The following is an 18,966-nucleotide window of genomic DNA, read 5'->3' as shown; positions in this document are numbered from 1 at the left end:
AGACCGTGATCGAACCGACCGACGGTGTGCTGCGGCCGTCCGACCACGCCGACTCCGCCGCGCCGTCGGGTGACGACATCACGTCGCCGCGCCTGGGCTTCGTGGGGTGGCTGCGCTGGGGGTGGCGGCAGCTGACGAGCATGCGCACGGCCCTCGTCCTGCTGCTCCTCCTCGCGATCGCGGCGGTGCCCGGGTCGATCGTGCCGCAGCGCGGCGCCGACCCGAACGGTGTCACGCAGTACTTCACCGACAACCCCGACCTCGCGCCGGTGCTCGACAAGCTCAGCCTCTTCGACGTGTACACGTCGCCGTGGTTCTCGGCGATCTACATCCTGCTGTTCATCTCGCTGATCGGGTGCGTCCTCCCGCGCACGAAGCACCACTGGAAGGCGTTGCGCTCGCAGCCCCCGCGCACGCCCGCACGGCTCGAGCGCCTGGACGACCACCGGTCGGTGACGGTGTCGGTGCCCGAGGGGCAGGATGCCGCCTCCGTCGCCGCCGCGGCGGTCGACAGCGCCGGCGCGCAGCTGCGCAAGAGCGGCTACCGCGTCGCCCGGTACGACGGGCGGGGCTCGTTCTCGGCCTCGGCGGAGCGCGGCTACCTGCGCGAGACCGGCAACCTCGTGTTCCACGCGGCGCTGGTCGGCGTGCTCATCGCCGTGGGGGCCGGCGGGGGATTCACCTACACCGGGCAGCGCGTGCTCGTCGAGGGCCAGGCGTTCACGAACAGCCTGCTCGACTACTCCTCGTTCAATCCCGGCCGATTCGTCGACCCCGACGCCCTCGCGCCGTACTCCATGACGCTGGACCGCTTCGACGTCTCCTACGTGCCGCCGGGGCAGCCGGGCTCGGGACAGGCCGGAGACTTCGCCGCGAACGTGACCACCCTCACGCCCGACGGCCAGACGCACGAGGGCCAGGTGCGCGTGAACCACCCGCTCGACGTGCAGGGCGACCGCGTCTACCTGCTCGGCAACGGCTACGCCCCGACCGTGACGATCCGCAACGCGCAGGGCGTGGAGGTGTTCCACGACTCGGTGGCCTTCCTCCCGCAGGATGCGAACATGACCTCGCTCGGTGTGATCAAGGTCGCCGACGGGATGCCGCAGCAGCTGGGGCTCATCGGGTTCTTCTACCCGACGATGGACACCCTGACCTCGGGCGCCCTCACCTCGACCTACGGCGACCTGGAGTACCCCGTCCTGACGCTTCGCGTGTACGCCGGAGACCTGGGGATCGACAATGGCACGCCGCGCTCGGTGTACACCCTCGACCCGACCGGGATGACCCAGATCGCCGGCGGCGACAGCGGGAACCCCGCGCTACGCCTCATGCCCGGCGAGACGCAGGATCTGCCGAACGGCCTCGGCACTATCACGTTCGAGAACGAAGCTCCCGCCGGCGCGACCGGGTACGCGGGCTCGATCAAGCGTTTCGCCTCGCTGTCGATCCACCGCGACCTCGCGGGGCCCTGGGTGCTCGGGTTCGCCGCCCTCGCCACGCTCGGTCTTCTGGCTGCGCTCTTCGTGCCGCGCCGCCGCATGTGGGTGAAGGCGACACCGCACGGTGACACCGTCCGCGTGGAGTACGCCGGCCTCGCCCGTGGCGAAGACCCCACTCTCGCCGCCGCCGTCGACCAGGTCGTCGAACGGCACCGCCCCCTTCTCGGGGACGCGGCTCCCGCCGAGGCCGCGGCGACGGACGACCCCGACCTCTCCTCCCGTTCGGCTCCGAACGACCAGAGCCGCCCTGACACCGGAAAAGTAGACTGACACCATGCCCGGAACCGACCCCCTCCTGCTCGACGAGATCTCCCTCCTCCTCGTATGGACGGCCGTCGCGATCTACGTGCTGGCGTTCATCGCCTATGCGATCGACCTCGCCCGCCGCTCCGACCTCGCGATCAAGGCCAAAGACGAGGTCGTCGCGCGCGAGCTCGTTACCGCCGGGGGCGGCGGCGTCATCGCGCCGCCGCGGTCATCGGCATCCGGGACCTCCTCCACCACGCCGCGTTACCTGTGGGCACGCATGGGCACCGCTTTGGTCTCCCTTGGCTTCCTGTTCCACCTGGCCGGCACCGTTCTGCGCGGCGTCGCGGCCGGTCGCGTGCCGTGGTCGAACATGTACGAGTTCGCGCTGACCGGTGTGCTGCTGGTCGTCGCGGTGTACCTCGTCGTCCTCACGCGGTTCGACCTGCGGTTCCTCGGCTCGCTCATCACCGGGCTGGCCGTCGTGCTGCTCGGCGGGGCGACGCTGGCGTTCCACGTCGAGGTCGTGCCGCTCGCCGACCCGCTGAAGTCGGTGTGGCTCGTCATCCACGTGTTCGTCGCGTCGCTGGCAACGGCCCTGTTCGCCCTCGCCTTCGGTCTCTCGGTGATGCAGCTGCTCCAGACCCGTCGGGAGCGCAAGCTGACTGTCGCCGCCGCCTCGCCGGATGCCGCTGCCCCGCGCCGCAGCTTCCTGCAGACGCTCCCGACCGCCGACGCGCTGGAGTCGCTGGCGTACCGCTTCGCGATCGTCGGGTTCATCTTCTGGACGTTCACGCTCATCGCCGGCTCGATCTGGGCCAATGACGCGTGGGGCCGCTTCTGGGGTTTCGACACCAAGGAGGTGTGGACCTTCGTGATCTGGGTGCTCTACGCCGGGTACATCCACGCCCGCGCCACGCGCGGCTGGCGCGGCACCCGTTCGGCGTGGCTGTCGATCATCGGTTTCGCCGCGGTGCTGTTCAACTTCACGATCGTCAACGTCTTCTTCAAGGGCCTGCACGCCTACTCCGGCCTGACGACCTGACGGCCGCTGCTCCCCGGCTGAGCCGCGTCTGCGGCCGCGGGGAGTCTGGGCCGCGGGGCACGTGGCGTTTCCCCCCGTGGCCACGGGCCGAACTCCTGAGAAACGGGGGTTGGTGGCGCCGTAGGCGCGCGCCGGGCGGCTGCGCGGCCGGAATCTCAGGAGTTTGGCCGGTGTCGTGGCATCCGGTCGTTGACCGCTGCGGCCGTACCGACTCCTGACGGCGGCGGCTGCACGGCGGGCTCGCGGCGCTGGCGACGGGCCGAACTCCTGAGAAACGGGGGTTGGTGGGGCCTCAGGCGCGCGCCGGGCGGCTGCGCGGCCGGAATCTCAGGAGTTCGGCACGTGTCGCGGCATCCGGTCGCGACCGCGCCCGGCTACGCGGGCTGAGCCGCGGTGCGGAGGGACGCGGTGCGGCGGCGGACCACGACGAGCGTCGTCGCGATCAGCGCCAGGACGGCCCACACGGCGAGCCCCACGATCCCGGCGCCGACTCCGCCCGACGACGCGAGGGCACCGAGCATCGCGGAGTATGCCGGCGACGTCGGCAGGAGCGACGAGAGGCCCGCGAGAACCGGCGGCACCGTCGAGACGATGTTGGCGGCCACGGCCAGCGCGCCCACGATCGCGGCGATCCAGCGCCCTGCGCCACCGAAGACGGCGACGAGAGCCTGGTTCACCGCGGCGAAGGCGACGCCCGCGGCGATGCAGACCAGCGCGAACAGCGCCCAGTCGCCCCAGTCGTATTGGGATGCCACCTGCACGACGCCCGCAACGAGGAGACCCTGCACCGCACCCACGATTGCCGCCGGGGCGAACCCGCGCAGCGCGACGAGCCCCGACGCGCGTCGGCTCGTGAGCGCCCGGGCCGACACGGCCTGGAACGCGACGAACGACGCCACACCGCCGAACCACAGCACGGCCATCGCCAGCAGCGGAACCGCCGCGATGCCGAACAGCGAGTCGCTCACGCCGGTGGCGGACACCGGGTCGGCGACGATGTCGGCGAGGCTCTGCGCCTGCGCGTCGGTGTAGGTCGGGATCTGCTGGACGGCGGTGTCGAGTCCGTCGGCGAGCGACGACGTTCCGGTGGCGACCTGCTGCACGCCGTCCGCGAGCTGCCCGGCACCGTCCTCGGCACTGGACGCACCGGATGCCACTTGCGCGGCGCCCGAGCTGAGACCCGCCGCGCCCGCACCGAACTGCTGAACACCCGAAGCGACCTGGCTCGCACCACCGGCGACGCCGTCGATGCCACCCGCGATCGTGTTGAGGCCGGTGGCGGCCTTGGTGGCACCCCCGGCGAGTCCGCGGGCACCATCGGCGAGCTGCTGATTGGCCTCGGCGATCGTGCGGATGCCGGCGGGGAGCTTCGCGGCGTCACCGGCGAGCTGCCCGATCTTGGTCACCGTGGCGGTGGCCTGGGGGAGGGCGGCGTTCGCATCGTCGGCGGCCTTGCGGAGGGCGTCGCACTGCTCCGGCGTGCCGGTGCAGTCGTCGGCGGCCTGCTGCAGGGCCGCGGCGGCCTTGACGAGGGCGTCGTTCACCTGCGGCGCGGCCTGCGACAGATCGGTGGCGACCTGCGCGAACTCCGGCGGGATCTGGTCGGCGATCCCGTTGATCTCGTCCGCGAGCCTCTGGTTGCCGTCGGCGATCGCGTTCGCGCCCCCCGCGAGATCGCCGACACCCGTTGCTGCTTCTCGCGTGCCGCCGGCCAGGGACGTCGCGCCACCGGCGACCTTCGATGCGCCGTCGGCGAGGGGTGTCGCCCCGGCGGCGAGCTGCTGCGCTCCGGTCGCGAGCTGCGCGGAGCCGTCGGAGAGCTGACCGAGACCGTCCTTCAATCCCGTCGCCCCGGTCGCCGCCTGCCCCGCACCGTCGGCGAGCTGGTGAGCGCCGCTGGCGGCGGTGCCCAACTGCTGACCCAGGGTCGTGAAGCCGAGGAAGACGTTGGTGAGGTACTGCGACGACAATTCGGTGCCGAACACCGAGGACGCGGTGGATGCCAATTGCGCGGTGATCGCGCCGTCCACGACGCGCGCGTCGGGGGCGGTCTGCACGCCGATCGTGGCGCGTTCCGGTGTCTCGCCCGGGCGCGTGGACAGCGCCGCGGACGTGAAGTTCTCCGGGATCGTCACGACGGCGGTGTAGGTCCCGTCCTCGAGGCCGGACGCGGCGTCCTCATCGTTGGAGATGACCCAGTCGATGTTGCTGGGTTGGTCGTCGGCGCCCTTCACCAGCCCACCGGTGAGCTGGCGCCCGAGGGGGACGAGTTGACCGTTGAGCTCGACGGCCTTGTCGTCGTTGACGATCGCGGCGGTGATGTTGTCGAGCCGATCGGTGGGGTTGTACAGCGCGCCGACCAGGATGCCACCGATCACGGCGGGAAGCAGGAGAACGCCGATGAGGGTGAGCCAGGTCACGGGGCGGCGCGAGCGGGAGCGCTCGACGGGGACGGTCATGCGAACACCTCGGAGAGATCGGTGAAGGACTCGTGAGCCGGACGGGGCCGGTGCGGAGACGGCAACGCGAGCGAGGTCACGTCGGGGCGATGGGCGTCGGCGAGCAGGGCGAGCGCGCGGCGCTCGTCGCGCGCCGACACGACCAGGGTGAAGGCGGAGTCGGCGTCGTCGCTGCGCTCGCGCGCGTCGACCGCGGCGCGCCGCAGGGCCTCGGCGATGTCGGCGCGGGCGTCGGTGTCGAGCCGGTCGACGTCGCACAGCACGGCGAGGCGGGAGCGACCACCGATCGCGCGGGTCACCTCCTCGACCGCGGACTCGGCGTCATCGAGCAACGCGATTCCGACACGTGAGCGCACCGCGGCGGCCCGTTCGGGCAGCAGCAGGCCGTCCACACGCAGGCGTCCTTGGACGGCGGGGAGCCGGCCGGCCAGTGCCAGCAGCAGCGGGCGCGTCACACGGGTCTCGCCGGTCACGAGCAGCGTTCCCCCGTAGGCGAGTCGGATGTGCACGTCGGCGAACGCCGGCACGTCGTCGTCGGATCGCGTGGCGGTGCGCAGATCGTCCGCGGCGACCGCGACGGCGGCCCCGGTCGGCCAGTCCGCGAGACCGAGCTCCCTCTCCACGGCCTCGCCCTCGACGTCGAGTTGGGGCAGCAGACGATCGAGCCAGCGTGGCATCCACCAGGCCTTCGCCCCGAGGAGCGCGAGCACCGCGGGGACCAGCGTCATGCGTACGAGGAACGCGTCGACGGCGACACCGACGGCGAGGCCCAGCGCGATCGGCTTCAGGCTCGAATCGCCCTCGGGGACGAACGCGACGAAGACCGAGAACATGATCACGGCGGCGGCCACGACGACGCGGGCCGACCCCATGAAACCGCTGCGCACCGCGCCCAGGGCGACCTCGCGCGGCGTGCGGCCCTCGCGGTCGGCGTGTACGTAGTCCTCGCGCATGCGCGAGACGAGGAAGACCTGATAGTCCATCGCGAGACCGAACAGCACGCCCATCACCACGATCGGCATGAAGCTGATGATCGGACCGACCTTGGCCACGTGCAGGGCGTCGGCGAACCAGCCCCACTCGAACACCGCCGCCACGACTCCGAACGACGAGGCGACCGACAGCAGGTATCCGCCGGCGGCGGTCAGCGGAACCCAGATCGAGCGGAAGACGATCATCAGCAGGATCAGGGACAGGCCGACGACGAAGATCCCGAACGGCAGCAGCGCCGCACCCAGCTGGTCGGAGATGTCGATCGTCACCGCCGTGTATCCGGTGACCAGCAGGCGCACGCCGAACTGGTCGTAGAGGCGGTCCTCGGCGGCACGGAGCTCGCGTACGAGGTCCGCGGTGCGGGGATCCTCGGGGCCGGTCTCGGGCACGATCTGCACGATGCCGGTGTCGGCGGTCTGGTTCGGGGTCGCGAGGGCGATCTTCGCGACGCCGGGGATCTTGGCCACCTCGTCGCCGATGTCGGTCATGAGCGTCAGCGGGTCGTTCGACGTGACGATGGTGCCGGTCATGATGAGCGGGCCGTTCGCCCCGGGGCCGAAGTATTCGTCGGTCAGCTCGTAGGCCGTGCGCGCCTCGTTGCCCGGGGGCAGCTGCCCGGCGGTCGGAAGGGTGAGGGCGAGGCTTCCGGCCGGGATGGCGGCCACGCCGAGCACCGCGACGATCGACACCGACGTGACGACGGGATGCCGAGTCACCAGACCCACCCACCGGGCGGCGGGGCCGTGCGACCGCTTCTCGGCCGTGACCGCCTTCTTCCGGCGCCAGCCGACGACCCGGCCCTTGGCGAAACCGAGGAACGCGGGCGTCAGCGTCAGCCCGATGCAGACGGCGATCGCGACGGCCACCGACGCGGCGACGCCCATCGTGGTCAGGAACGGGATGCCGGCGAAGCTCAGGCCGATGAGCGCGATGAGTACCGTGATGCCGGCGAACACGACGGCCGAGCCGGCCGTCCCCGTTGCGCGGGCCGCGGATTCCTCGGGATCCATTCCGCCGCGCACTTGGTCCTGATGTCGCGACACGATGAAGAGGGCGTAGTCGATGCCGACCGCGAGCCCGAGCATGACGGCCAGCAGCGGCGTCGTCGACGAGACCGTCGCGAATCCGGTGGCGACGAAGATCAGCGCGACGGAGAGGGCGACGCCGAGGATCGCGGTGGCCAGCGGCATCCCGGCAACCAGGAACGAACGGAACGTGAGCATGAGCACGATCGCGGCGATGACCACGCCGAGCGCCTCGGTGAGGCTCGCGCCCGGGATCTCGGTCGCGAAGAGCTGACCGCCCAGGACCGCCTGCGACCCCGACGGCAGGTCGGCGGCCAGGGAGGTCGTGTCCTCCCGCAGGCTGTCCTCCGTGGCGGTGGGAACCTCGGTGGCCTCGCCGGAGAACTGGATGCGGATGATCGCGGCGCGGTCGTCGTCGGACACCCCGCCCGAGATGCGCTCGTCGAAGGGGTTGGTCACGGCCTCGACGAAGTCGAGCTTCTCGATGTCGGCGATCGTGGTGCCGATGGCATCCTGGTACGGCTGATCGCGCACGCTCGCCCCGTCGGCGGAGACGACGACGATGTCGGCACCGGCACCGCTCACCTGGGGGAAAGTGCGGGAGAGCATCTCGAGCCCGGCCTGCGACTCGGTGCCGGGGATCGCGAAGGTGTTGTCGGTTCCCTTGGCGAACAGCGCGACGCCGCCGCCGGCGAGCACCAGGATCAGTAGCCAGGCCGACAGGACGCGCCACGGGTGACGGAACGACCAGCGACCCAGGGTGTACAGGAATGTGGACACGGTGGCTGCTCCCGAGGTCGGCGGCTTGATCGATACAGCACCGTATCGGATACAACAATGTATCGTGTCACGGGATGGGGCCTTCAACCTGAGTCTCGTCCGTGAAGCAGGAGGAGCACGGCATGACCGACACGGCACCGGCGCCGTCGCGACGACGCGAGAACACGCGCACCCGGCTGTTGGATGCCGCGGCCCAGATGTTCGCCGAGGAGGGGATCGACGCTTCGTCGGTCGAGGCCATCTGCGAGCGCGCCGGGTTCACCCGCGGAGCGTTCTACTCCAACTTCGGTTCCAAGGAGGAGCTGTTCCTCGCGCTGTGCCAACGGTCCGCAGAGACCACCCTGACGACGCTGCGGGAGCGCATCGCCTCGCTGGAAGCGGATGGGCTCGAGCCGGGCACCGAGGTGCGCAATCTCGTCCAGCAGGTGCTCGAGATCGCCGCCCAGGATCGTCTCGACGTCCTGCTGAACGCGGAGATCCGCACGCAGGCACTGCGCAACGCGGATTTCGCCGTGGCATATCTCGCACTGGATCGCGGGCTGTCCGAGAACGTCTCACAGCTCGTGCGCGACGTCGCCGAGGCCCGAGGGCTGAGGCTGCGGGTTTCCCCCGAGGCGGCCACCGAGATGCTTCTGTCGATGTGGGTTTCGGCCACCGAGTATGCGCTCATCGGCGGCCGCGACCCTCGGGCCGCTCAGCCGGAGCTCGCCGCGCGGCTCTCGCACCTCATGACACTCATCCTCGAATGAGGTCCGCCTCCAGCACCCGGTAGCACCGCGTCAGGCGCTGCAGCCACCAGTCGCTCCGCTCGGCGGGGGCCTCGACCCGGTCGAGGGTCGCGGTCGTCGGGGTCGCCCGCGCGAGGGTGAGTGACCCGGCGCGGGGTCGGAGTGGCGAAGCGACGACATCTTCTGTGAAGAGCGCCGCCGTGCCGAGCCCGCAGTCGTATTCGAGGTCGGGGAGTGCCGCCGCGAGAGCGAGGCCCATGGACAGCCCGACCGATGTGTCCAGCGCGCTGGACACCACCGCCGGCAGACCCGCCTCGCTCACGATCGCGAGAGCCGCGCGCACGCCGCCGAGCGGCTGCGCCTTGATCACGAGGAGGTCGGCCGCACCCGCGCGGGCCACGCGCAGCGGGTCCTCCGCCTTGCGGACGCTCTCATCGGCGGCGATGGGGATGTCCAGGTAGTCGATGCGTTCGCGCAGCTCCGCCAGCTCCTCGACCTCGGCGCACGGCTGCTCGACGTACTCGAGGTCGAACTCCGCGAGGGCGTGCACGGCGCGTTCGGACTCGTCGACGTTCCAGCCGCCGTTCGCGTCCACGCGCACGCGGCCCTCGGGACCCATCGCCGCGCGGACCGCGCGGACCCGCGCCACATCGTCCGCGAGCACCTGCCCGGCCTCCGCGACCTTGACCTTGGCCGTCCGGCATCCGTCGTACCGGGCGAGGACCCCGTCCACCTCGGCGGCCGCCACCGCGGGCACGGTGGCGTTGACCGCCACGGTCGCGCGAACCGGTGGAGGGGTGGGATGCCACCCGAAGTCGAGGGCCGCCGCGAGCCAGGTCGCCGCCTCGGCGTCGGCGTACTCGACGAAGGGCGAGAACTCCGTCCACCCCTCGGGACCCTCGAACACGACGGCTTCGCGCGTGCGGATTCCTCGGAAACGTGTGGCCAGAGGGAGCGCGACGACACGGGCCGTGGCGAGGACGTCGGTGAGGGACGGGAGGGCGACGGTGCTCATGCCCTCATCATGTCGCTCAGCGCGGGCCGCCGCCGCCGAAAGTCCCGAACCAGGACGTCTGACGCTCGACGGTGTAGGAAGAGAGGTCCTTCTGGGAATCGAGCGATTTCTGGGCGGCCTCGGCCTGCTCGTGCGTTCGACGCGTGCCGAAAAGGAACTCGCGCACTCGCGTCAGGATCGACACTTTCTTCGTCATGATGACTCCGATCGTCCGGGTCCTCCACGCTACGTGCCGGGCCGACGTGCGTCCACCCCTCCCGGTGTCGGGGGCCGGGCATAGGCTGACGCCATGCTTTTCGACACCCCGGTCCGGCTCGGCGTCCAGATTCAGCCGCAGCACGTGCAGTACTCCGACATCCGCGACGCCGTCTTCCGTCTGGAAGAGATGGGCGTCGACATCCTGTTCAACTGGGATCACTTCTTCCCGCTCTACGGCGACCCCGACGGCGAGCACTTCGAGTCGTGGACGATGCTCTCCGCGTGGGCCGAGCAGACCGACCGCGTGGAGTTCGGCGCGCTCGTCAACTGCAACAGCTACCGCAACGCCGACCTTCAGGCCGACATGGCCCGCACGGTCGACCACATCAGCAAGAAGGGCGGCGACACGGGCCGCTTCATCCTGGGTACGGGCTCGGGCTGGTTCCAGCGCGATTACGACGAGTACGGGTACGACTTCGGCACGGCGGGCTCGCGTCTGAACGCCCTCGCGAGCGACCTCGACCGGATCGTCGAGCGGTGGGGCAAGCTGAACCCGGCGCCGACGCGCAAGATCCCGGTCATGATCGGCGGCAAGGGCGAGCAGAAGACGTTGCGCATCGTCGCTCGTCACGCCGACATCTGGCACAGCTTCGTCACGCCCGACGAACTGCCCCACAAGTTCGGCGTCATCGAGCGCTGGGCCGAGACCGAGGGCCGCGACCTTTCCGGCCTCATCGTCTCGAACGAGCTGAAGGACCGTGACGAGACGGTCGCCGACGCGCTGTACGGCGCGGGAACGCGTCTCTTCACGCTCGGATTCTCCGGTCCGGACTGGGACTACTCGATCATCGAGCGCTGGCTGGCCTGGCGCGACTCGAAGAACGCCTGACAGTGACGGCGCCCCGCTTGTGTCGGGGCGCCGTTCTCAGGGTTTGAACTGCGCCCCGCCGGACGTGCCCGTCCAGTTCTTCACGGCCTCGCCCTGGTAATAAGCGGCATCGCTCTGGTGGTTCATCGAGCGCCGGGCATCCTCGGACTCGTCGTGGCGCGGGGCCCCGAGAAAGTACTCGCGGATCCGGCCGAACATCGACACCTTCTTCGTCATGATGACTCCGATCGTCGGGATCGACCAGGTTACACCCCCGCGTCCTAGGCTGATCGGGTGAGCGTTTCCGACATCTTCGACCCCGCTGAGTGGACCCTGGCGCCCGGCGCCGAGGACTACACCGACATCACGGCGCACGTCACGCACGACGGCCGGGTCGCGCGGATCGCGTTCGACCGTCCCGAGGTGCGCAACGCCTTCCGGCCCCACACCGTCGACGAGCTGTACCGGGCCCTCGACATCGCGCGGCAGGATCATCGCATCGGCGTCGTGCTCCTCACCGGCAACGGGCCGAGCCCGAAGGACGGGGGATGGGCGTTCTGCTCCGGCGGAGATCAGCGCATCCGCGGCCGTGACGGGTACAAGTACTCCGATGACGAGTCGGCCGTCGCCGACCACGGCCGAGCGGGGCGCCTCCACATCCTGGAGGTGCAGCGCCTCATCCGATTCATGCCGAAGGTCGTCATCGCCGTGGTCCCGGGGTGGGCGGCGGGCGGCGGTCATTCGCTCAACGTCGTGTGCGACCTGTCGATCGCGAGCGCCGAGCACGGTCGCTTCAAGCAGACGGATGCCGACGTGGGGTCTTTCGACGCCGGGTACGGTTCGGCCTATTTCGCGCGCCAGATCGGGCAGAAGTTCGCGCGCGAGGTCTTCTTCCTCGCCGAGGAGTACTCGGCGCAGCGCGCCTACGAGATGGGCGCCGTGAACCGCGTCGTGCCCCACGTCGACCTCGAGCGTGAGGCACTGTCGATGGCCCGCACCATCCTGACGAAGTCGCCGACGGCGATCCGCATGCTGAAGTTCGCGTTCAACGCCGTCGACGACGGGCTCGTCGGCCAGCAGCTCTTCGCGGGGGAGGCGACGCGACTCGCGTACGGCACCGACGAGGCGGCCGAGGGGCGCGATTCGTTCCTCGAGAAGCGCGACCCCGACTGGTCGGGCGTCCCGTGGCAATACTGATCTCCGGATGCCGCGGGACGGAGCTGACGTGAGGCTCGAGCCGGTGGCATCCGACGATCCGCGCGATGTGCTGCGGGCGCTGCGCCACGCGGTCCTCGGGGCCGGGCCGGCGGTCGCGCTCGGGGCGGGCGACGGGCTGCCCGCCGAGGTCCCGGCGGGGACGGCGGCGGTGATCACGACGTCGGGCTCGACGGGGGTGCCGAAGTCCGTGGCGATCGGACGCAACGCCCTCATCGCGAGTGCGTTCGCCACCGCCGCCCGGATCGGCGAGGGGGCGTGGCTGCTGGCGGTGCCCGCGACGTATGTCGCCGGCGTGCAGGTGCTGGTCCGGGCCCTCGTCGCCGGGCGCGAGCCGGCGATCCTGGCCGGACCGTTCCGGCCGGAGCCTTTCGCCGCCGCGGCTCTCGGGATGGCGTCGCACGAGAACGGGACGCGGGTCCCCACGTACACATCGCTCGTCCCGGCACAGCTGCACCGGCTGCTCGACGCGGCCGAGAACGACCCGGACATCGCCCGGGCGCTGCGGTCGTTCGAGCGCATCCTCATCGGCGGACAAGCCCTCCCCGTCGCCCTCCGCGAGCGTGCCGAGGCAGCGGGAGCGCGAATCGTGCGCACGTACGGCTCCACCGAGACCAGCGGCGGTTGCGTGTACGACGGAGTGGCGCTGGACGGGGTGGACCTCGCGATCGTGGGGGGCGAAGTGCGCATCTCCGGGCCCACGCTCGCCGACGGCTACCTCGGTGACCCGGACCGCACGGCCGAGGTCTTTCCCCAGGATGCCGCGGGAACCCGGTGGTACCGCACCGGTGACGGTGGCAACCTCGCCGACGGAGTGCTGCGGATCACCGGGCGGCTCGACAACGTGATCGTCTCCGGAGGCGTCAACGTCTCGCTGGACCGCGTCGAGGCCGCGGTGCGCGGGCTTCCGGGCCTGGAGTCCGCCGTGGTCATCCCCGTGGCGGACGCTCGCTGGGGCGAAGGGTCCGTCGTCGTCGCGCCCGAGGCCGCGGGCATGGACGAGCAGGAGACGCTGGATCGCGTCCGCGCAGCGGTCGCCACGGCGGTCGGTCCCGTGGCGCGTCCCTCCCGCCTCGTCTTCCTCGAGGCGCTTCCGCTCCTGGCATCCGGCAAGCCCGATCGCGCCGCTCTGCGGCAACGGTTCGGCTCCGCGAAGAATTAGGCTTTCCCTCCGTGGCAGCACAGTCTCGCAAGCGCTCGCGTCCGGCCCCGAAGCGGCGTCCCGGCGGCAACCCCCAGAAGGCCCACCGCCCCGCTCCCCGTGCGGCGACCCCCGCGACCGCGCGGGACTGGATCGCGGCGGCGCGACTGCGCACGCTGCCGCTGGCGATCACTCCGGTGCTGATCGGGACCGGCGCGGCGACCCTCGTCGACGATCAGCTGCACTGGGTCATCGCGCTGGCGTGCCTGGCGGTCGCGTTCGCCCTGCAGATCGGTGTCAACTACGCCAACGACTACAGCGACGGCATCCGGGGAACCGACGACGTGCGCGTAGGCCCGGGGCGCCTCACCGGGGGGAAGAAGGCGAAGCCGCGCACGGTGCTGATCGTGGCGTTGGCGTTCTTCGCGCTCGCCGCCGTGGTCGGTCTCGCGCTCGTCATCCGTACGGGCCAGTGGTGGCTGATCGCGGTCGGCGCCGCGTGCATCGTCGCCGCGTGGTTCTACACGGGGGGCAAGCGCCCGTACGGCTACAACGCGCTCGGCGAGCTCTTCGTCTTCGTCTTCTTCGGCCTCGTCGCCACCCTCGGCACGACGTGGGTGCAGGTGCAGTCGCTGCCGCAGGAGGCGTGGTTCGGCGCCGTCGCGGCGGGTCTGCTGGCGTGCGCGGTGCTCCTCGCGAACAACCTGCGCGACATCGACCAGGACCGGCTCGCGGGCAAGCGCACCCTGTCGGTGCTGATCGGCCGGCGCGCGACCCAGGTGCTGTTCACGGTGTTCGTGCTCGTGCCGTTCGGCATCTCCGTGTTCCTCGCGCTGGTGTATCCGATCGCCTGGCTCACGTTGATCGCGCTGCTCGGCGCGCTGTCGGCGATCCTCATCGTCTGGACCTACCGCGCGCCGCGCGAACTCATCGTCGCGCTGCAGGTGACGAGCTTCACCTCGGTCGCGTACGGCGCGGTCGTGTTCTGGGCTCTCGTGGCCTGAGCGCTCAGCGCTCGGCGTCGGGCCGGTCGTCGCGCGTCGCGTCGATGACGGCGTCCTCTGCGTCTGCATCGCGCTCGGCGCCCGTGCGGCGGCTTGCCGCGCGGCGCGCCGCGCGGCGTTCGGCGAGGTCGCCGGTCACCTGGTCGAGAGGCCGACGCAAGAACAGCAGCGACAGGCTCAGCCCGATGAGTGCCGCGAAGACGGCGGCCAGCCACGGCAGCTCGCGGAAGATGGGGAACAGCAGCAGGATGCCGAGCGGCACCAGGAACGCCAGCAGCCGCAGCACCGTATAGACCAGGGCGGAACGGGCACGCATACTCCCACTCTACGACCGCTCCGCGGCGCCCCGGTGCCCGGCCGTCGCCCAGGCAGCGCCGGTAGAATCAGTGCATGGCACGCCTGCTGCTGATCCTGGCGCTCGTGGCGACCGCGTTCTGGGTCTACACGATCGTCGACTGCGCTGTTCAACCGGCGGGACGCCACCGCGGGGTCAGCAAGCCCGCCTGGATGGCGATCGTCATCCTTCTGCCGGTGCTCGGCGGCATCCTGTGGTTCCTCGTCGGTCGTGGCCGCGCGGGCGGCCCCGCGCCGCGACGCGCGCCCGACGACGACCCGGAGTTCCTCGGCGGTCTGTCCGCCCGGGCCCGCGCCGATCAGGACGAGCGGATCCGGCGTCTCGAGGAAGAGCTCGCGGAGCTCGATTCCGAGGCGGATGACCCGAGCGAGACTCGCCCGGCCCCTAAGCCCGACGACGACGGCCCCGGAGACACCCCGGGCAAGGGCGACGACGACACGCGCGGTCAGCGCGGCGCCGTCGGCTGACCGTGACGTCTGGGGAACGGGGCGCCCACGCCCCGAGTACCGACGCGGCTGCGGCGCTTCTCGCCGGTCTCGTCGCGCGCGGCGTCCGCCACCTCGTCGTGAGCCCCGGCTCACGGTCGCAGGCGCTCGCCCTTGTCGCGGCCGAACTCGAACGCGCCGGTCTCGTACGGCTGCACGTCCGCATCGACGAACGCGTTGCGGGCTTCACCGCGCTCGGCATCGGCCGCGAGACGGGCATCCCCGCCGCGGTCATCTGCACGTCGGGCACCGCCGTGGCCAACCTCCTCCCCGCCGCGCTCGAGGCTCACCACTCCGGCATTCCTCTGCTGCTGCTGACGGCCGACCGTCCGCCCGAGCTGCGCGGCATCGGCGCGAACCAGACGACGCGTCAGCTCGGGCTGTTCCGCTCCGCGGCGCGGTACGAAGCCGACCTCCCCGTCCCCGAGGTGGCCGACCCGGATGCCAGCGACCCCCAGACCGCCGCGTTCGACGACGTGGCCGCGACGGCCTTGGCCGCGGCGTGCGGCGAGGGCAGTCGTCCGGCCGGGCCCGTGCACCTGAACGTGCCGCTGCGTGAGCCCCTCGCCGGCGCGGCGCCGGACTGGCTCGTCGAGCGCGCCACGCGCGCCGTGCCCGCGGAGGGTCTCGTCGACGAGGACGCGTCCGGCGCGCTGTACCAGGGTGGCGGCGGCATCGGCGTTGCGGATGTGGCTCCGGAGCCCGAGGTCTCCTTCCTCCTCGAGCCGGGTCCGCGCACGATCGTCGTCGCCGGAGCGGATGCCGGACCCGCCGCGGAAGAACTCGCCCACCACGCCGGCCTGCCGCTCGTCGCCGAGATCGTCAGCGGCGCACGCTTCGGGCGGCACATCGTCCACGCGTATCGCGCCCTGCTCCGCGAGCCGGAACTCGGCGGTCGCGTGGAACGGGTGGTCGTGTTCGGCCACCCGACCCTGAGCCGCGAGGTCGCGAGGCTCCTCGGCCGGGACGACGTCGAGGTGATCGCCGTGCGCGGCCCCGGTGAGCCGGTCAACCTCAACGGCGCGACGCACTCCGTGGATGCCGTCCGCGTCGCGGGTGTGGCCGATCGGCAATGGCTGGGGGAGTGGATGCGTGCCTCGCGGGCCGCTGCCGTCGATCTGAGCCCGCCCGCGCCCGACGCGGACGGACTGTCGTCCGCCGTGCCGCACGAGCGACTCGGGGCGATCAACGCCGAGGTCGAGGTGATGCGCGCCCCCGTCGATCGCGCGGCGCTCGTGGACGCCCTGTGGCGCGCGACGTGGCCGCACGACCGGCTCGTCTTCGGCTCGTCGCGTCTCGTGCGCGTCGCCGACGAGCTGCTCGGCGGCAAGAAGGTCAGGGTGCACGCCAACCGCGGGCTCGCGGGCATCGACGGAACCATCGCGACCGCGACGGGTGTCGCCCTCGCCAGTCAGGATGCCGAGCGGCCGGGCGTCACGCGCGTGCTGCTCGGCGACCTCGCCTTCCTCCACGACGTCGGCGCTCTGCTTCTCCCGCCCGGGGAACCCGAGCCGCGACTCCAGGTGGTCGTGGGCAACGACGGGGGCGGCACGATCTTCGACGGCCTCGAGGTCGCCGGGGTCGCGGCGGCGGACGCGATGGAGCGCGTGCAGTTCACGCCGCAGAGCGTCCGGCTCGAGCAGCTCGCCCTCGCGTACGGGTGGGAGTATCACCGCGTGACGACGCGTGTCGCGCTCGATCAGGCGCTCACCTCGCCCACCGGCGGTCGGCAGCTCATCGAGGTGCCGCTCGACCGCTGAGCGGGTTCGTCAACCTCCTGGCGCGGATCTCTGCCGCGGGGCACGATGTGTCGATGAGCTCGCACAGCCGTTGGACCACGCCCGCCGCCGAAGCCCTGAGTGTCGCCCCGGGTTTTGTCCTCGCCGACGTCGACACTCGCTCGACGCCCGGATACGAAGGCGACAAAGACCAGGGCAAGGCGGACCTCGAGGCGGGCGTCGCGCCCCTCGCCGATCTGCAGGAGCGCCTCTTCGCCCAGAGTGTCGCCGGGACCGCCACCGGCTCCGTGCTGCTCGTGCTGCAGGCGATGGACACCGCCGGTAAAGGCGGCATCGTCAAGCACGTCGTGGGGGCCGTCGACCCGCAGGGCGTGGAGCTGGCCTCGTTCAAGAAGCCCACGGCCGAGGAGCTGTCGCACGACTTCCTGTGGCGGATCCGCAAGCGGCTGCCCGATGCGGGGCGCCTCGGGGTCTTCGATCGCTCGCACTACGAGGACGTGCTGATCGGCCGGGTGCGTCAGCTCGCGCCGGCGGACGAGATCGAGCGACGCTACGGTGCGATCGTCGCCTTCGAAGCCGAGGCGGCCGAGCTCGGCATCCGTGTCGTGAAGGTCATGCTGCACATCTCGAAGGACGAGCAGCGCGAGCGCTTGGCCGCACGCCTGGAGCGACCCGACAAGCATTGGAAGTACAACCCGTCGGACGTCGATGAGCGCGCCCTGTGGGCCGACTACATGGATGCCTACCAGGTGGCGCTCGAGCGCACCTCGACGCCGATCGCCCCGTGGCACGTCGTGCCCGCCGATCGCAAGTGGTACGCGCGGCTGGCCGTCCAGCGACTGCTGATCGGCGCCCTGACCGACATCGACCCGCAGTGGCCCGCGGCCGACTACGACGTGGCGACCGAAAAGCAGCGCCTCGCCCAGTCCTAGGCCAGGGCCTCCACGATGGGCCGGAACTTCACGCGGGTCTCCAGCAGCTCCGACTCCGGCACGCTGTCGGCGACGATTCCCGCACCCGCATAGGCCGTGATGGGCGCGGTCGCCGCCGAGGGGGCGGCGCGGTCGATCTGCGCGCAGCGCAGGGCGATGGCCCACTCACCGTCGCCGGAGGCACCGATCCACCCGACGGCGCCGGCGTAACGGCCGCGGTCGAACGGCTCAAGCCTGCGGATGACCTCCATCGCCGCGGCGGTCGGGGTGCCCGCGACGGCGGCTGTCGGGTGGAGCACCGCGACGAGGTCGAGCGAAGAGGCGGCCTCGGACAGCTCGCCCTCGACGTCCGTGGCCAGGTGCCAGACGTTGGGGAGCTTGAGCGTGAAGGGCTGTTCGGCGGCGGCGAGCACCGCGGTGTGCGGGCGGAGCGCGGCGAGGACGCTCTGCACGGCGAAGCGGTGCTCTTCCTGGTCTTTCGCGCTCTCGGTGAGCGCGAGGGCTGCCGCGACGTCGCTGTCGGCGTCGCCGCCACGTGCGGTGGTCCCCGCGAGCACCCGCGCGGTCACGGTGCCGCGTGACACGGTCACGAGGGTCTCGGGGCTCGCGCCGATGAGACCGTCGACGGCGAACACCCAGCAGTCCGGGTAGCCCTCGAGGAGGGAGCGGACGAGTCGCCGGAGGTCTGAGCCGGCCGGAAGGGTCCCGGCGATGTCGCGCGCGAGCACGACCTTGCCCACTTCACCGGCGCGCACGGCCTCGATCGCCTGGCGGACGGCATCCTGGTACCCCTCAGCCGTCTGTTCGCCGGGACCGAGCGTCGCCGACCAGTGCGGGCCGAAGGGGGAGCGGGGCGGGAGATCGGGCTCGGGCTCATCGGGGGTGTCGGCGAACGCCAGGCGCGTGACCCAGGCCCGCCCGCTGTGGCGTCCGACGATCGTGCCGGGCACCCGTAGGACGCTCTCGCGCTCCGACCGCGGGTCGAACACGAACGAACCGAAAGCGACGAGCCCCGTGCCCGGGAGTCCCACCGGGTCGTCGATCTCGGCCGCGGCGGCGATCCGCCGCCATCGATCGGCGATGGTCGCGTCGCCGGGCTGTGCGCCGGTGTACCGGATCGTCAGGAGGTCGCCGAAGCCGGCGAGGGACTCGCCCCGGCGGCTCCAGAACAGCGGGTCGTACCCGGTGGTGTAGTCGAGGACGTCCTCCATGGGAGCGAGTTCGCGCGTGATGACA

Annotated in this window: 17 protein-coding genes; 10 read left to right on the top strand and 7 right to left on the bottom strand. The window is 71.5% G+C overall.

The window, feature by feature from the left end; all coding sequences use genetic code 11:
• Positions 1-5: 5 nt before the first annotated feature.
• Together resB and ccsB are read left to right on the top strand one after the other, a co-directional pair.
• Positions 6-1,772 carry a cytochrome c biogenesis protein ResB gene (resB, locus tag AC3WLZ_RS13440; RefSeq protein ID WP_492470366.1) on the top strand — a complete coding sequence of 589 codons (1,767 nt, stop codon included), beginning with the start codon at positions 6-8 and terminating at the stop codon, positions 1,770-1,772.
• Positions 1,773-1,776: 4 nt separating this feature from the next.
• Positions 1,777-2,793: a c-type cytochrome biogenesis protein CcsB gene (gene ccsB / locus AC3WLZ_RS13435; protein ID WP_492470365.1), complete on the top strand. Its 1,017-nt coding sequence runs from the start codon at positions 1,777-1,779 to the stop codon at positions 2,791-2,793.
• Positions 2,794-3,167: 374 nt separating this feature from the next.
• Here ccsB and AC3WLZ_RS13430 read toward each other — a convergent pair whose 3' ends face one another.
• Positions 3,168-5,252, bottom strand: a complete 2,085-nt coding sequence (locus AC3WLZ_RS13430; RefSeq protein WP_492470364.1) for a YhgE/Pip domain-containing protein — start codon at positions 5,250-5,252, stop codon at positions 3,168-3,170.
• Entirely contained in the window at positions 5,249-8,050 is a 2,802-nt protein-coding gene (locus AC3WLZ_RS13425) for an MMPL family transporter (RefSeq protein WP_412925413.1), read from the bottom strand. The genes AC3WLZ_RS13430 and AC3WLZ_RS13425 overlap by 4 nt, the downstream gene beginning before the upstream one ends.
• 122 nt (positions 8,051-8,172) lie before the next feature.
• On the opposite strand from AC3WLZ_RS13425, the gene AC3WLZ_RS13420 reads away from it, so the two are divergent.
• On the top strand, positions 8,173-8,799 hold the full coding sequence (locus AC3WLZ_RS13420) for a TetR/AcrR family transcriptional regulator (RefSeq protein WP_412925412.1): 627 nt from the start codon (positions 8,173-8,175) through the stop codon (positions 8,797-8,799).
• Here the strand turns inward: AC3WLZ_RS13420 and AC3WLZ_RS13415 are convergent.
• Positions 8,786-9,793 carry an o-succinylbenzoate synthase gene (locus AC3WLZ_RS13415; protein WP_492470363.1) on the bottom strand — a complete coding sequence of 336 codons (1,008 nt, stop codon included), beginning with the start codon at positions 9,791-9,793 and terminating at the stop codon, positions 8,786-8,788. The two genes, AC3WLZ_RS13420 and AC3WLZ_RS13415, sit on opposite strands and share 14 nt — an antisense overlap.
• Before the next feature lie 16 nt (positions 9,794-9,809).
• Complete coding sequence (locus AC3WLZ_RS13410; protein ID WP_492470362.1) at positions 9,810-9,989, bottom strand: hypothetical protein; 180 nt, start codon at positions 9,987-9,989, stop codon at positions 9,810-9,812.
• A gap of 93 nt (positions 9,990-10,082) precedes the next feature.
• On the opposite strand from AC3WLZ_RS13410, the gene AC3WLZ_RS13405 reads away from it, so the two are divergent.
• Positions 10,083-10,880 carry an LLM class F420-dependent oxidoreductase gene (locus AC3WLZ_RS13405; RefSeq protein WP_492470361.1) on the top strand — a complete coding sequence of 266 codons (798 nt, stop codon included), beginning with the start codon at positions 10,083-10,085 and terminating at the stop codon, positions 10,878-10,880.
• Positions 10,881-10,916: 36 nt separating this feature from the next.
• Here AC3WLZ_RS13405 and AC3WLZ_RS13400 read toward each other — a convergent pair whose 3' ends face one another.
• Positions 10,917-11,096: a hypothetical protein gene (locus tag AC3WLZ_RS13400; protein WP_412925408.1), complete on the bottom strand. Its 180-nt coding sequence runs from the start codon at positions 11,094-11,096 to the stop codon at positions 10,917-10,919.
• A gap of 57 nt (positions 11,097-11,153) precedes the next feature.
• Here AC3WLZ_RS13400 and AC3WLZ_RS13395 point away from each other — a divergent pair, with 57 nt between their 5' ends.
• Genes AC3WLZ_RS13395 through AC3WLZ_RS13385 form a run of 3 tightly spaced genes read left to right on the top strand, consistent with a single transcriptional unit; the run spans position 11,154 to position 14,219 of the window.
• Entirely contained in the window at positions 11,154-12,056 is a 903-nt protein-coding gene (locus AC3WLZ_RS13395) for a 1,4-dihydroxy-2-naphthoyl-CoA synthase (protein WP_492470360.1), read from the top strand.
• A gap of 28 nt (positions 12,057-12,084) precedes the next feature.
• On the top strand, positions 12,085-13,236 hold the full coding sequence (locus tag AC3WLZ_RS13390) for an AMP-binding protein (RefSeq protein WP_492470359.1): 1,152 nt from the start codon (positions 12,085-12,087) through the stop codon (positions 13,234-13,236).
• Positions 13,237-13,247: 11 nt separating this feature from the next.
• Positions 13,248-14,219, top strand: a complete 972-nt coding sequence (locus tag AC3WLZ_RS13385; protein ID WP_492470358.1) for a 1,4-dihydroxy-2-naphthoate polyprenyltransferase — start codon at positions 13,248-13,250, stop codon at positions 14,217-14,219.
• A 4-nt stretch (positions 14,220-14,223) separates the two neighbouring features.
• Here AC3WLZ_RS13385 and AC3WLZ_RS13380 read toward each other — a convergent pair whose 3' ends face one another.
• On the bottom strand, positions 14,224-14,535 hold the full coding sequence (locus tag AC3WLZ_RS13380) for a DUF4229 domain-containing protein (protein ID WP_492470357.1): 312 nt from the start codon (positions 14,533-14,535) through the stop codon (positions 14,224-14,226).
• Between the two features lie 74 nt (positions 14,536-14,609).
• Between AC3WLZ_RS13380 and AC3WLZ_RS13375 the strand changes: the two genes are divergently transcribed.
• The 3 genes from AC3WLZ_RS13375 to AC3WLZ_RS13365 are packed head-to-tail and all read left to right on the top strand — an operon-like array spanning position 14,610 to position 17,730.
• A complete protein-coding gene (locus AC3WLZ_RS13375) occupies positions 14,610-15,041 on the top strand; it encodes a PLD nuclease N-terminal domain-containing protein (RefSeq protein WP_412925403.1) in 432 nt (143 codons plus the stop codon).
• Between the two features lie 2 nt (positions 15,042-15,043).
• Positions 15,044-16,819 carry a 2-succinyl-5-enolpyruvyl-6-hydroxy-3-cyclohexene-1-carboxylic-acid synthase gene (menD, locus tag AC3WLZ_RS13370; RefSeq protein WP_492470356.1) on the top strand — a complete coding sequence of 592 codons (1,776 nt, stop codon included), beginning with the start codon at positions 15,044-15,046 and terminating at the stop codon, positions 16,817-16,819.
• Between the two features lie 53 nt (positions 16,820-16,872).
• On the top strand, positions 16,873-17,730 hold the full coding sequence (locus tag AC3WLZ_RS13365; RefSeq protein WP_492470355.1) for a polyphosphate kinase 2 family protein: 858 nt from the start codon (positions 16,873-16,875) through the stop codon (positions 17,728-17,730).
• Here the strand turns inward: AC3WLZ_RS13365 and AC3WLZ_RS13360 are convergent.
• Positions 17,727-18,941, bottom strand: a complete 1,215-nt coding sequence (locus AC3WLZ_RS13360) for an isochorismate synthase (RefSeq protein ID WP_492470991.1) — start codon at positions 18,939-18,941, stop codon at positions 17,727-17,729. The two genes, AC3WLZ_RS13365 and AC3WLZ_RS13360, sit on opposite strands and share 4 nt — an antisense overlap.
• Between the last annotated feature and the right edge of the window lie 25 nt (positions 18,942-18,966).

The sequence above is a fragment of the Microbacterium sp. FW305-3-2-15-F-LB2 genome (assembly GCF_058787255.1).
This window is presented reverse-complemented; position numbering and strand designations above follow the sequence as displayed.